Source organism: Paraburkholderia diazotrophica (genome assembly GCF_038900755.1).
Taxonomy (GTDB): Bacteria; Pseudomonadota; Gammaproteobacteria; order Burkholderiales; family Burkholderiaceae; genus Paraburkholderia; species Paraburkholderia diazotrophica_A.
In genome coordinates this window covers 45,715-59,026 of record NZ_JBBPEN010000018.1, presented here as the reverse complement: position 1 = coordinate 59,026, position 13,312 = coordinate 45,715, and the positions used below count along the sequence as shown (strand labels likewise).

General features: G+C 64.9%; 10 protein-coding genes. 8 read left to right on the top strand and 2 right to left on the bottom strand.

The annotated features are described in order from the left end of the window. Positions 1–25: 25 nt before the first annotated feature. The gene (locus tag AABE10_RS33000) at positions 26–1,102 is read right to left on the bottom strand and encodes a DNA-binding protein (protein WP_342937296.1); all 1,077 of its coding nucleotides are present in this window, start codon (positions 1,100–1,102) and stop codon (positions 26–28) included. Between the two features lie 161 nt (positions 1,103–1,263). On the opposite strand from AABE10_RS33000, the gene AABE10_RS32995 reads away from it, so the two are divergent. From AABE10_RS32995 to AABE10_RS32985, 3 genes are all read left to right on the top strand, one after another. Next, positions 1,264–2,502, top strand: a complete 1,239-nt coding sequence (locus AABE10_RS32995) for a tyrosine-type recombinase/integrase (RefSeq protein WP_342937295.1) — start codon at positions 1,264–1,266, stop codon at positions 2,500–2,502. 506 nt (positions 2,503–3,008) lie between these two features. Then, complete coding sequence (locus AABE10_RS32990) at positions 3,009–6,461, top strand: adenylate/guanylate cyclase domain-containing protein (protein ID WP_342937294.1); 3,453 nt, start codon at positions 3,009–3,011, stop codon at positions 6,459–6,461. Beyond that, positions 6,448–6,603 (top strand): hypothetical protein, encoded by a 156-nt coding sequence (locus AABE10_RS32985; protein ID WP_407670889.1) that lies wholly within the window; start codon positions 6,448–6,450, stop codon positions 6,601–6,603. Before AABE10_RS32990 ends, AABE10_RS32985 begins: the two co-directional genes overlap by 14 nt. 509 nt (positions 6,604–7,112) lie before the next feature. Here the strand turns inward: AABE10_RS32985 and AABE10_RS32980 are convergent. After that, positions 7,113–8,195 carry a LysR family transcriptional regulator gene (locus AABE10_RS32980; protein WP_342937293.1) on the bottom strand — a complete coding sequence of 361 codons (1,083 nt, stop codon included), beginning with the start codon at positions 8,193–8,195 and terminating at the stop codon, positions 7,113–7,115. Between AABE10_RS32980 and AABE10_RS32975 the strand changes: the two genes are divergently transcribed. From AABE10_RS32975 to AABE10_RS32955, 5 genes are all read left to right on the top strand, one after another. Then, a complete protein-coding gene (locus AABE10_RS32975; protein ID WP_342937292.1) occupies positions 8,177–9,568 on the top strand; it encodes a M20 family metallopeptidase in 1,392 nt (463 codons plus the stop codon). The two genes, AABE10_RS32980 and AABE10_RS32975, sit on opposite strands and share 19 nt — an antisense overlap. A gap of 61 nt (positions 9,569–9,629) precedes the next feature. Then, positions 9,630–10,922: an MFS transporter gene (locus tag AABE10_RS32970; RefSeq protein ID WP_342937291.1), complete on the top strand. Its 1,293-nt coding sequence runs from the start codon at positions 9,630–9,632 to the stop codon at positions 10,920–10,922. A gap of 3 nt (positions 10,923–10,925) precedes the next feature. Continuing rightward, positions 10,926–12,059: an aminotransferase class V-fold PLP-dependent enzyme gene (locus AABE10_RS32965; protein ID WP_342937290.1), complete on the top strand. Its 1,134-nt coding sequence runs from the start codon at positions 10,926–10,928 to the stop codon at positions 12,057–12,059. Further along, the gene (locus AABE10_RS32960; RefSeq protein WP_342937289.1) at positions 12,056–12,217 is read left to right on the top strand and encodes a hypothetical protein; all 162 of its coding nucleotides are present in this window, start codon (positions 12,056–12,058) and stop codon (positions 12,215–12,217) included. Before AABE10_RS32965 ends, AABE10_RS32960 begins: the two co-directional genes overlap by 4 nt. Then, positions 12,183–13,307 carry a cupin domain-containing protein gene (locus tag AABE10_RS32955; RefSeq protein ID WP_342937288.1) on the top strand — a complete coding sequence of 375 codons (1,125 nt, stop codon included), beginning with the start codon at positions 12,183–12,185 and terminating at the stop codon, positions 13,305–13,307. The genes AABE10_RS32960 and AABE10_RS32955 overlap by 35 nt, the downstream gene beginning before the upstream one ends. Positions 13,308–13,312 lie beyond the last annotated feature (5 nt).

The window sequence follows — 13,312 nt, the reverse complement described above, 5'->3', positions numbered from 1 at the left end:
CTTGGGTCGCCTGCGCGGGCGGGGGCTACCTGTCATCGCTCTTGCCCCGCTTGCGGCGCACCGCCGTCTTGCTGGCGGGCGCGGACGCGGCGCGCGCTGCACGCGCGGGCCGGGTCGCCGCCGGACGCACCGCGGTAGTCCCGGCAGGGGCGCCCCTGGCACGGGCCGGCCGGGCCGGGCGGGTCTCGCGGACGTCCGGCTCGCGCAGGGCGGCCAGCTGTTGCTGCAGCGTTGCGTTCGTCGCCTGCACGGCCTCCAGGCGCCCCTGCAGCACGCCCGCCTGATGACGGGCGTCACCGAGCTGTGCCTGCAGCGCCTCGATGGCGCGGCGATGGTCCGCGTCCCGTTTTTCCGCGCGCTTCGTCGTCTCGTCGACTTCCTTCTGCAGCTTTGCGGCCGCGCCGCGCTCGCGGTCGATCTCGAGCAGCGCGCGCTTTTCCGTGGCGCGCAGGCGCTCACCGGACTGCGCCGCCGTCTCGCGCAGCTTCTCCAGATCGCGCGAGAAGCCGTCGCGCACCTTCTCCAGTTCGCGGTCGCGCGCGAGCGCCTCGCTTTTCAGGCGCGTGATCTCCGCCTCCAGCGCCTGCCGCGCCGCGTGCCCTTCGGCCTGCGCCTTTTCGAGTTCGCGGACCTCGACCTGCGCGGCCAGCAGCGCCGCGGTGCGCTGCTCGAGCGCCGTTTCGGTGCGGCCCAGTTCGTCGCGCGCCGCGGCGACGCGCTGCTCCGCCGCCGTGCGCTCGCCCTCCACGTCCGCGCGCAGCGCGTCGAGTTCCGCCTGCGCCGAGGCCGTCGCCCGCGTCCACAGCGTCGCGACCAGTTCCCCCGCCGCGGCACCGAGATCGGCCGGCAGGTCCGGGTGCTCGATGCGCACGCGGCTCTTCTCGCGCAGCTCCGCCCAGAACTCGCCGAGCACCGCCGCGGGCGTGCCCATGCTGCCGCGTCTGACGAGCTGGTACAGGCGGTTGGCGGTGGGCGTCTGCCCGAAGCGGAAGAACAGCAGCGCGCACACCTCGCGGTACAGCTCGCGGGTTTTCGGGAAAGCGGCCTTCAGGCGGTCGATCTCGGCCGCGAGGCGGACTTCGTCGGAAAGAACGTCGGTCATCGGACGGGAAACTGGGAATTGGTGGCTAATAATACAACGTAAAACGGCAATTTATTGACTATATTTTCCGCTTACACGACATTACGCCCATAATGTCGGGTAATTTGGCATAGAATACATTCATCGCCGTTCGCTTCATGAAACCCCTCCGGAGCCGCCCGATGCCGCCCGCCCTCCCTGCCCCTCCTGCTGTTGCGCCCGTGGAGACGCTGGTGTTGCCGGCCACCCTCGATGGCCGCGCCGGCAGCAACCGCGCCGACGTCGCGCACTGCCAGCTGGCCGCCCGCCACGACCTCGACGCGGTGCGCGCGTGGCTGGCCAACTACGCGATCACGAAAACGACCTTCGACAGCTACCGCAAGGAAGCCGAACGGCTGCTGTTGTGGGCCGTCGTGCAGCTCGGCAAGCCGCTGTCGTCGCTCACGCACGAGGACCTGCTCGCGTTTCGCGCCTTCCTCGCCGATCCGCAGCCCGCGTCCCGCTGGGTCTCGACCGGCCGCGGTAAATATCCGCGGCGCGACGCGCGCTGGCGGCCGTTCAACGGTCCGCTGGGGCCGCACAGCCAGCGGCAGGCACTGGTCATCCTGAACACGATGTTCATCTGGCTGGTCGACGCGGGTTATCTGCGCGGCAACCCGCTGGCGCTGCTGCGCCAGCGCACGACGCGGCCGGCGCCGCGTGTCACGCGCTATCTGTCCGCCTCGCTGTGGGACGACGTCAAGGCGTTCGTCGCGCAACTGCCGCAGGCGACGGAGAGGCAGCGCGCCTGGGCTGCGCGCAGCCGGTGGCTGATGACCCTCTTCTACCTGCAGGGGCTGCGCATTTCCGAGGTGGCCGGCGGCCGGATGGGCGACTTCTTCCGGCGCGTCGGCGCCGATGGGCAGGAGCAGTGGTGGCTGCAGACGCTCGGCAAGGGCGGCAAGCTGCGTACCGTGCCCGTGTCCGGTGAGCTGTTGCAGGAGCTGCGCCGCTACCGGCTCGCGCACGGCCTCCCCGCGCTGCCCGCGCGCGCCGACGAGCTGCCGCTGCTGCTGCCGTTCCGGGGGCCGCCCCGCGCGCTGTCCCGGTCCGCCGTGCACGATGCGATCAAGGCGATCTTTGCGGACGCTGCGGCCTGGCTCCGGTCGCGCGGGCCGGCCTTCGCCGATCGCGCCGATGAACTCGGACGCGCGTCGGCGCACTGGCTGCGGCACACGGCGGGCTCCCATCAGGCCGACGGCGGCGTCGACCTGCGCACCGTGCGCGACAATCTCGGCCACGCATCGCTGAACACGACGAGCCTCTACCTCCACGCGGAAGACGACGCCCGTCACGCCGCAACGGTCGGGCGTCACCGGATGAACTGGGCGCGGGCGACGGAACGTGGGACGCCCGACGACCGCGATCCGCCTGACAGATAGACCGGCCGCGCCATCGGGTCTATTTGCGACGCCGATGTCTTGCCTGCCGTCCACGCCCGGCGCCCGGGCCGATCGCCGATCCGCCGCCACCTGGACACGGCACGTGTTGAGGCGGACGTCGCAACGGGCATTTTCGGCCACCCAGTCCTTAAAACGGGATGCGCTGCCCGCAGGAAGAGCTGACGACGGTGCGCGACAACCTGCACCGTGCCTCAATCGCGACGGTTGCCAAGGCAGAGAGATGAAGTCAAAGGGCTTGCCAGATGGATCGGGCTTTCACCGCACGGTAGCCCGCTGGATTCCCCCGGCAGTTGTCGCAGTTCGGCCCTCAACAGCCAACTCGAAAGTCCTTCGGACGTCCCTCTCCGTGACAGTAACCGACCGTGCGAGCGTCTCGCGGCCACCAAATCCCCATCTAACCGCCAACGGCTCCTGTACACCGAAGAACTTCCCTCGGGGTAGGGCTCATAATGTTCAAATGGCCGCATAGCAAGGGAAATGCTGTTATGCACTGCGCAAACTGCGGATACGACAACCTCGCCGGAGCCAAATTCTGCGAAGTGTGTGGAGCCATTCTGCCGCGCGCATGTCCTCGCTGTGGGCACGAAGCGACGCCTTCCGCCAGATTCTGCAATGAGTGTGGCTGTCCCCTGACCGAGGCGCCTGCCGCGTCTACTCCGCGTCCGCAGCCTGCTCCAGGACCATCCCCAGCGCCGGTTCATTACACGCCACACCACCTTGCCCAGCGCATCCTCGCCGAGCAGGCGGCCATGGAAGCGAGAGGCGAGACGGCCGGTGAACGCAAGACCGTTACGGCGCTATTCGCCGACATGGCCGGTTCCACCGCGTTGATCCACGACCTGGACCCGGAAGAGGCCCATCGACTGATCGAGCCTGTCATCGCGCTGATGATGGAGGCCGTGCACTACTACGAGGGCTACGTGGCCAAATTGCTGGGCGACGGCGTCCTCGCCCTGTTCGGCGCGCCCATCGCGCACGAAGACCATCCGCAGCGTGCGCTCTTCGCGGCGCTGCGCATGCAGCAGGCGATGCGCCGCCACGGCGATCGCATTCGCCTGGAGAAAGCCATTCCGCTGCAGATCCGCGTTGGCGTCCACACCGGGGAGGTCGTGGTGCGCTCGATCCGCACGGACGACTTGCACACCGACTACGATCCGGTCGGACACACGATTCACATTGCGTCCCGGATGGAAGGGATCGCCACGCCCTCGTCGATCCTCGTGAGCGAGGCGACCCACAAGCTGGCTGAAGGTTATTTCGAGTTCAGGGCCCTGGGGGCGACCCAGGTCAAAGGCATTCCCGAACCACTCCCGGTGTACGAGGTGCTTGGTCTTGGCGCGCTGCGCACGCGGCTGCAACTGGCGGCGCACCGTGGTCTCGCCAGGTTCGTAGGCCGCGAGGCCGAACTGGAGCACCTGAACCGGGCGCTGGATGAGGTCAGGACGGGCCACGGGCAGGTGGTTGCAGTGGTCGGCGAGGCCGGAGTCGGGAAATCGCGGCTGCTCCATGAATTCAAGGAGCGCTCCCGGCGCGGCTGTCTGGTGCTGGAGACGTTTTCGGTATCACACGGCAAGGCTTTTGCCAATTTGCCGCTCATCGAGCTGTTGAAGAACTATTGCCAGATCACCGCCCAGGACGACGAGCGACGTTGCCGGGAAAGGGTCATGGGCAAGGTGCTGACGCTCGAGCGCAGCTTCGGGGATCTCGTGCCTTACCTGCTCCATCTGCTGGGTGTTGGCGAAGCCGGTTCGGCGCTGGCAGAAATGGATTCCCGGATCCGGCGGGACCGCACCTTCGACGCGATCACGCAACTGCTGACGCGCGAGAGCCGCGATCAGCCCATCGAATTGCTCTTCGAGGACCTGCAATGGCTGGACCGCGAGACGGAAGCCTTCCTCGCATACCTGATCGAACACGTGCCAGGCGCCCGGATCCTGCTACTCCTGAACTACCGGCCCGAGTATCAGCCCGGCTGGCAGCACGCGGACCATTGCACCCAACTGCGGCTCGAACCGCTGGGGCCGGCCGAAGCCCAGGGACTGCTCACGGCGCTGCTCGGGGACGACCTCTCTCTCGTGCCCCTCAGGCAGCTCATCCTGGAAAAGACCGAGGGCAACCCGTTCTTCATGGAGGAAGTGGTCCAGACGCTGGCCGAGGAAAAATCGCTGCTCGGCGAGCCTGGCCGTTACCGGATCGAGCAGACCCCGGCGTCGCTGCATATTCCCACTACCGTTCAGGGCGTGCTCGCCGCCCGTATCGACCGGCTCCCTGTCGCGGAGAAGGAGTTGCTGCAGACGCTCGCCGTCATCGGCAAGGAATTCCCGTTCAGCCTGATCCAGCGCATCTGCGCTGCCCCCGTTGCGCACACGGATGACGATCTGCGCCAGCTTCTTGCCCACCTGGAAGCCGCGGAGTTCATTTTCGAACGGCCCGCGTTTCCGGAGGTCGAGTATTCGTTCAAGCACGCGCTGACCCAGGAAGTCGCCGGCCATTCGCTGCTCACTGAGCGCCGCAGCGCACTGCATGAGCGCACCGCGCAGGCGATCGAGGCGCTCTTCCCAACCCGCATCGCGGATTACTGCAGCGAACTGGCGCATCACTACGGCCTGAGCGGCAATATCCCGAAAGCCGTCGAGTATCTGCATCGTGCCGCGCAACAGGCCCTTCGACATGCGGCCCACCTGGACGCGATGCACCACCTCGGCGTCGCGCTCGAGTTGCTCAAGCGTCTGCCGGACACCCCTGCACGCATGCAGTGGGAACTGACACTGCTGCTTTCGCTGGGTCCGGCCTTGATGGACGTGAGAGGCTATGGCGCGCCGGAGGTGGCGGCGACCTATACCCGCGCGCTGGCATTGTGCGAGCAGATCGGCGAGACGTCACAGCTTTTCGCGGTGCAACTCGGACTGAGAATCCACTATGTGTCGCGCGCCGAGTATGCCACTGCGCGCGAACTGGCCGAACGGATGCTCCACACGGCGCAGCGCGCCCAGGATCCGGCCTTGCTCGGTTACGCACATGACGCACTCGGTATGTGCCTCCTCCTCCAGGGGGAGCCCGACGCCGCCCGCACCCACGCGGAACAGGCGCTTGCCCTCTACGACCCTGAGCAGCATCAGGCACATGCCATTGCTCATGCGCTGGATCCCGGCATCTGGGCGTTGAACATCCTGGTTCTGACCTTGTGGCTTCAGGGTTACCCCGATCAGGCGTACAAGCGAAACCTCGAGGCAGTTGCCCTCGCACAAAAGCTTGCCTTTGGTCCAACCCTGGCGAACGCGCTGGCTTACGCGGCCGAGTTGCATCAGCTCCGGCGGGAGTCATTGCGGGTCCTCGAGCACGCCGACGCGCTCACCACGCTCGCGTCCGAGGAGGGGCTGCCATTGTGGGTCGCGTGGGGAACCTATTTTCGGGGCTGGGCCCTGACCGAACTGGAAAGCCTCCAGGCGGGAATCGCCCAGATGCGCGAAGGCCTGGCCGCCGCCCGGGCTGCCGGTTCCGAGGACCATCGATCGTACTTTCTGGCCCTCCTGGCCGACAGCTATCGGTGCGGGGGCAACAGCGAAACTGCCCTCGGCATGCTTGAGGAGGCGATGGCGTTCGTGGACAAAACCGGGGAGCGCTACTACGAGGCGGAGTTGTATCGGCTCCAGGGCAGCATACTGCTCGGTGCAATGGACAAGGATGGTTGCCTGTCCGCGTGCAGCGACGAAGCGGAAACCTGTTTTCGCAAGGCAATGGCGGTGGCGCGCGATCAGGGCGCGAGATCGCTGGAATTGCGCGCGGCGTCAGGTCTGGCCCAGCTGTGGCAGCGCAAGGGCAAAATTGCAGACGCCCGGCAAGCGCTGTCCGAGGCCTACGGCTGGTTTACGGAGGGCTTCGACACCGCTGACCTGCGAGAGGCCAAGGCATTGCTTGGTGCACTTGCCCCGATTTAAGGCCGATGGCGGCGTCGATCTGCGCAACGTCGTGCGCGACAAACTCGGTCACGCGTCGCAGACCACGACGAGCCTCTACCCGCACGTCGACGACGACCGCCGGCACCGCGAGACGGGAGAAAAGCATCGCATTGACTGGTGACGGATGCGATTGCGCCCGCCGCGCCGCCCTCCGACACCCTGAGATAACCGTGCGCCGTGCCGGCGGGCATCGTGGTCACGTCGCACGCGCCTCGTGGTTCGCCTCCCTCGCTGCTGACGGATTGCTGGCGAAGCCGGCTACGACTAATAACGTTTCTGACCGTTAGTTGCAGATAATGGCAGAAGAACTGGTTTGGTTCGCGCATCGCGCAACGACATGCTTCATGTGCATGTGCCTGGACAGGTGACGCGCGTCGCCGAACAAGTCGCTTGCTGCGAAGGCCTGCATCCCGTTGACGTAGAACGAACGGCCCGATGCCTGTCATGGACGGTGCCGCGCCTTGCCGCCTCGTGCATCAGGACCGCGAGCCTACCGCCATGCCGATTATGATCAGGTTGCCACCAAAATCGGCTTTCCAAGTCAATCGATACGTTGATACGTATTCCTTATCATTCTATCCCTGACTTCGCTAGTTTGATTTATGTAAAATTTAGCGAACGTAGCGGCTCTCAGCTCCGCAGTGAGTGAACGTCAACCAACGAACCGCGGGACGTTTCCTCCAGATCCGCAACGATCCAGTTCAGGCAGCTCTGCGCCAGTTCGTCCAGCTGTCGCCCGGCTAGTGTCATCACCTGAAGCCGACGCTGCGTCAACAGCGGATTATCAAACGGAATCGCAGTGAGGCCGTCGACGCCCAGCCGCTTCGCGACCGACACGTACCCCGAGGGCATGATCGCCTCGCGTACAGCCTGAGCGAAACGATAGAGCGCGGCGACATAGCGGCTGGTCATCATTGGCACGATCTCGATGCCTTCGACATTGCACGCAATATCAAACAACTGCCGGTTGGTCGTGCCCTTGTCCTGTAGCACGACGGGATACCCAGTGAGATCCCTGAGCGAAACTTGTTGCTTACTTGCGAGCGGATGATCGACATGCATCAACGCCATGACTGGCGCTTTCTGCGTGAACTGCACGACGACACCCGGCTCGGGCTTGAAGCTGAATGCGAGCGCGATAGACGCTTGCCCCGACAGCAATAGTTGGCTCGCCCTTTCGGACGACACCACCTCCAGTTCAATGGCGATATCGGGATGCTCGCTGCAAAAGGTACTGAGCGATACGGGCAGAAAGTCGAATGCAAACCCTTCGGTGCACGCGATCGTAATCGTTCGTGCGCGCCTGCGCTCCTCGCCCTGGATTTCATCAAAGACCGCCTGCGCGTCGGATAACGTGCGTTGCGCGTGTCGCAACAGCAACCGACCCGCATGGGACAACACCATCCCGCGCGCGTGACGCTCGAAGAGCGGCACACCGATATCGCCTTCCAGCTTTGCGATATGGCGGCTCAACGCCGACACGGTAAGACCGAGCTTTTCCGTTGCGGACGACAGCGAGCCCGCCTGCGCGACGACCGAAAAATAATAGAGAGAGGGCTCGAGCAGTTTGCGCATCTTCCACTCAGGCGACGAGCGAGGTTTGATTTCCACGCAAATGTACCTTGTTTGATTGCGAATACCAACACACGTTGATGCGGCTAATCTGGACGCACCCGATCGAACACCACGCAGATATGTCCCGACAAAGCGCAATCGCCCGAGCCCGCTCGCATTTCGACAGCGGCGCCTTCTTCGACACACTGAGCCGCCGCGTCGCGCTCGCCACAGAAAGCCAGGAGCCCGACGCCGCGCCGCTTCTGCGCCGCTATCTATCGGAGGAGATCGAGTCCCAGCTCGTGTCGCTCGGCTTTGCATGCGAAATAGTGGAAAACCCTATCCCGGGCATGCCGCCCTTTCTGGTCGGCGAGCGCATCGAGTCGCCGAGTCTGCCGACGGTGCTGCTATACGGCCACGGCGATGTGATCGGCGGCGACGCGTCCAACTGGACGAACGCGCGCTCGCCGTGGCGAGTGAAAGTCGAAGGCGAGCGTTGGTACGGCCGCGGCATCGCGGATAACAAGGCCCAGCACTCGATCAATCTCGCCGCGCTCGCGACAGTCTTCGCGGAACGCGGCGACGAGCTCGGCTTCAATACGAAGATCATCTTCGAGATGGGCGAGGAAGTCGGCTCGCCGGGGCTCGACGTCATGTGCTCGACGCTGCACGAACGCCTGCGCGCCGACTTGCTGATCGCCTCCGACGGCCCGCGACAACGCGCGCTCTCGCCCACGATGTTCCTCGGCTCACGCGGTGCGCTGCATTTCCGCCTCGCGCTGGTCAATGCGTTCGGCGCGCGCCATTCGGGCAACTGGGGCGGCGTGCTCGCCAATCCGGCGACGGTGCTCGCGAATGCGCTTGCGAGCCTTGTCGACGGTCACGGGCGCATCCGTATCAACGGGCTCCTGCCGCCGGCGATTCCGCCGCAAGTGCGCGAACGCGTCGCGCATCTGGAAATCGGCACGGACGAAGGCGATCCTCCCTTGTCACCGAACTGGGGCGAACCGGGGCTGACACCCGCCGAACGTGTATTCGCCTGGAACACGCTTGAAGTGCTCGCGATGCAGTCGGGCAACATCGCCAATCCCGTCAGCGCGATTCCACGCGCGGCGGAAGCGGTCTGCCAGTTGCGCTTCGTCGTCGGCACCGACTGGCATCGCGCGAAAGAACTGATCGAAGCGCATCTCACCCGCGAAGGCTTCGACGGTATCGAAGTGACGATCGAAGCGTCGGGCGCCGCAACGAGGCTCGATCCGAACAACCGCTGGGTCGCCTTCACGGAGCGCTCGATCGAATCGACAACGGGCAAGCCCGTGACGCTGCTGCCCAATCTCGGCGGCACGATCCCGAACGAATGCTTTGCGGACACGCTCGGCCTGCCGACCATCTGGATTCCACACTCGTATCCCGGCTGTCGTCAGCACGCGCCCGACGAGCACGTGCTCGCTCCCGTCATGCGTGAAGCACTGGAGTTGATGACGGGCGTCTTCTGGGATCTGGGCGAGCCCGGTGCGCCGTACAGCAGTTGACGCCGTACCGCAGTGGAGCCGTTTTAGCTCTCCTTCCGACCTCTTGCACGGAACACACACCATGGATTCGACCGTCATCGATGAAGGCGTACCCCGCCCCGACGCCAGGCCAATGCGGCGTCTGATTGTCGCGACGAGTATCGGCAACGCACTCGAATGGTTCGACTTCGCGGCATACGGCTTCTTCGCCGTCACACTGTCGAAGCTGTTTTTTCCCGCGCACGACGAGACCGTCTCCCTGCTGATGACGTTCGGCACCTTCGGTCTCTCCTATGTGTTCCGGCCGCTCGGTGCGTTGTTGCTCGGACGTTATGCGGACCGTCGCGGACGCAAGGCGGCGCTGCTCGTGTCGCTTGCATTGACGACAATCGGCACGCTCATCTGCGCGGTCATTCCGACGTATGCACAAATCGACCTTGCCGCGCCTGTCGGCCTGATGACAGCACGCATTCTCATCTCCTTCTCGACGGGCGGCGAGTTCGGCAGCGGCACCGCACTGATGATCGAGCAGAAGAGCAAGCGCAAGGCGTTCCTCGCGAGCTGGCAGTTCTCAAGCCAGGGCATGAGCACCGTTCTCGCGTCGTGCACGGGGCTCGCGCTCAGCACACAACTGTCGCCCGAGCAGATCGAATCGTGGGGATGGCGCGCGCCTTTCATCTTCGGCTTGCTGGTCGCGCCCGTGGGTCTTTATATCCGCAAGCATATCGACGACACACTGCCGGATGCCGCTACCCGCGCAAAGCGCAACGCCCCCGTGCGCGAACTGCTCGCGCACAGTAAGGGCCGCATCCTGCTGGCCGCGGGCATCATGGCCGTGTCGACGGCCGCGAGCTATCTGATGATCCTCTACATGCCGACCTATGCAGTGAAGCAATTGCACTTGCCGGCATCGACGGGCTTCGCCGCGACGGTTGTGACGGGCGCAATCCTGATGATCTTCACGCCGCTCATGGGCCATCTCGCGGATCGCTACGGACGCAGCCGCATGATGGTGATCTCGGCCGTGGTTACGCTCGTTACGATCTATCCGTGCTTTGCGTGGCTGCTGTCGAGCCCGTCGTTCTCCGTGTTGATGGCGATCATGGTGCTGGCCGGCGCGTTGAAGGCCATCTACTTCGGTCCGCTCGCTGCCGTGCTCTCGTCGCTCTTCCCGACCAGCGTGCGCAGCACGGGTCTGGGATTCAGCTACAACATCGGCGTCATGGTGTTCGGCGGATTCACGCCTTGGCTCGTGACCGCGATGATCGGCGCGACGCACAATCCGCTGTCACCCGCGTTCTACCTGATGGCGTGCGCGGTGTTGAGCCTCGCATGCGTCGCGCTCTATCACTACAAGCTCGTCAAGCACATCTGAGCCATGAACCATCTCACCAACGATTTCAGCGGCTGGCTGATGTATCACTCGGTCGGCGTGTATCCGGGCCATCGCGAAGCGATGACCGAAGCGCTCGCGAATTTTGCCGCAACGTGGTGCGCGCCAGACGACACGCGCTGGGACGCCGCGCTTGCCGCACGCGCGCAGCTGCTTTCCGACTGGGCCGCGCTGATCGGTGCGCAAGACGCGAACGTGTTTGCCGCGCAAAACGTGACCGATGCCTTTGCCCGCTATCTCGACGGCCTCGCTGACGACGTGCTGCGCAATCGCACCGTGCTCGTCGCGGCGGATTGCTTCCCGAGCCTCCATTTCCTGCTGACGGGACTTGCACGGCGACGCGGCTTCACGCTGCGTACCGTGCCCGTACGCCAGGGGGAAAGCTATGTGCGCGACGAAGACTTCATCGAGGCGTGGACCGGCGATGTCGCGCTGGCGCTCGTGACATGGATATCGTCGCTGACATCGAAGCGCGTGAACCTGGCCGCGATTTGCGAGCAGGCACGCCGACGCGGCAGCCTCGCGGCGCTCGATGTCACGCAGGGCATCGGCATCCTGCCGTTCGATCTGAACGACACGCCCTTCGACTTCGTCTGCGGGTCGACGCTCAAATGGCTGTGCGGCGCGCCGGGGACGGGCCTGGGCTATATCGCGCCGCATGCGCTCGAAGCGGGCGCGACGCCTGCCGTGCGCGGCTGGTTCAGCCAGGAAGATCCGTTCAACTGGAACATCGACGCCTTCACCTATGCATCCGACGCGCGCCGCTTCGATACAGGCACGCCTTCGGTGCTGCCTTTCGTCGCGTCGCAGCCGGGAATGTCATGGATGCGCGCGCAGCCTGCAGGCAGCGCGCGGGCGCACAATCTCGCGCTGTGCCACGAACTGATCGCACTCGTCGACGACAAAGGTTATCGCCTGCTCTCCCCGCGCGCCGATGACGAACGCGGCGCGAGCATCATGGCCGAAGTCCCCGCTCATCTCGATGCCGCGAAGATCGTCGTGCAACTGAAGGACGCGGGCCTCTTCGTCGATTCGCGCAGTCGCACGCTGCGCTTGTCGCCGGGCATCTGCACGACCCGCGCGGGACTCGACAGGCTCGCGCGATGTCTGCCGCGATGATCGCGGGCGATAACTTCTCGCGCGCGCCGCGGCGCATGGGAATCGCCTGCGTGCTGACAGGGCCGCCGGTATGCGCGAAGACGACGCGTCACCGCTTCCCTTTCATCATCGATATGACTTCCCATGAACACTTCTTCCAGTACTTCCGCACCGACTGACGCAGCGATCGACGGCGTGCGAGGCATTCTCGTATCCATGCCCTGCACCGATCTTGCCGCTACGATGCAGTTCTTCATCACGCGCCTGGGCTTCCGGCTCGACGCGATCTTCCCCGCAGACGGCCCGCGCACCGCGATCCTTTCTCGCGACGGTTTCAAACTGCGACTCGGCCTCGATATACGCGACGGCATCAAGACGCTGGACGTCCTCTGCGACGACCCTTCGCAAGTGCCCGGCGAAACGCAGGATCTGATCGCGCCGAATGGCGTCACCATTCGTCTCGTTCATGCCAATCCACCGATGGTGCTGCCGCCGACGCGCCAGCAACTCGTGCTCGCCCGGGCAAACCACGATGCACACTGGAGCGTCGGACGCGCGGGCATGCGCTATCGCGATCTCCTGCCCGAACGACATGGCGGCGCGTTCATCGCCTCGCACATCCGCATTCTCGATGCCGGACCCGTGCCCGATTACGTGCACTTCCACAAGATCCGCTTTCAGACCATCTTCTGCCGCAAGGGCTGGGTGCGTCTCGTCTACGAAGGGCAAGGCGATCCATTCATGCTCGAAGCGGGCGATTGCGTGCTTCAACCGCCCGAGATCCGTCATCGCGTGCTGGAATGTTCGGCGGGTGCGGAGGTGATCGAACTCGGCAGCCCCGCCGAACACATCACGATGGCCGATCACGACATGGCGCTGCCCTCGCCTGTCTATGATCCAGACCATGAATTCAATGGTCAGCGCTTCGTACGGCATGTCGCAAAGCATGCGGTGTGGGAAGCGTGGAAATCACCGGGTTTCGTCGTGACGGACACAGGCATCGGCGCGGCGACGAAGGGACTCGCGGGCGTGCGCGTGGTTCGCCCGCAGGGCGAGGGACAGGAAGCCTTGCGCATGCACGATACAGAGTTCTGCTTCTTCTTCGTGCTCGCGGGCAGTCTCGACGTCGTGCACGGCGATGAGCAATGGCGTCTCTGTGCGGACGACAGCATCGCGATCCCGGGCATGCTTCCTTACGCGTTCAAGCATTGCAGCGCGGATCTGGAACTGCTCGAAGTGACCTTGCCGGCCGATTTCTCACTCTCATGACCCGC

What these genes read in the sequence shown, in the direction of transcription:
- AABE10_RS32970 (WP_342937291.1), top strand. Translation starts at nt 9,630, where the DNA reads ATGGATTCGACCGTCATCGATGAAGGCGTACCCCGCCCCGACGCCAGG.
- AABE10_RS32955 (WP_342937288.1), top strand. Translation starts at nt 12,183, where the DNA reads ATGAACACTTCTTCCAGTACTTCCGCACCGACTGACGCAGCGATCGAC.
- AABE10_RS32960 (WP_342937289.1), top strand. Translation starts at nt 12,056, where the DNA reads ATGATCGCGGGCGATAACTTCTCGCGCGCGCCGCGGCGCATGGGAATC.
- AABE10_RS32990 (WP_342937294.1), top strand. Translation starts at nt 3,009, where the DNA reads ATGCACTGCGCAAACTGCGGATACGACAACCTCGCCGGAGCCAAATTC.
- AABE10_RS33000 (WP_342937296.1), bottom strand. Translation starts at nt 1,102, where the DNA reads ATGACCGACGTTCTTTCCGACGAAGTCCGCCTCGCGGCCGAGATCGAC.
- AABE10_RS32995 (WP_342937295.1), top strand. Translation starts at nt 1,264, where the DNA reads ATGCCGCCCGCCCTCCCTGCCCCTCCTGCTGTTGCGCCCGTGGAGACG.
- AABE10_RS32965 (WP_342937290.1), top strand. Translation starts at nt 10,926, where the DNA reads ATGAACCATCTCACCAACGATTTCAGCGGCTGGCTGATGTATCACTCG.
- AABE10_RS32975 (WP_342937292.1), top strand. Translation starts at nt 8,177, where the DNA reads ATGTCCCGACAAAGCGCAATCGCCCGAGCCCGCTCGCATTTCGACAGC.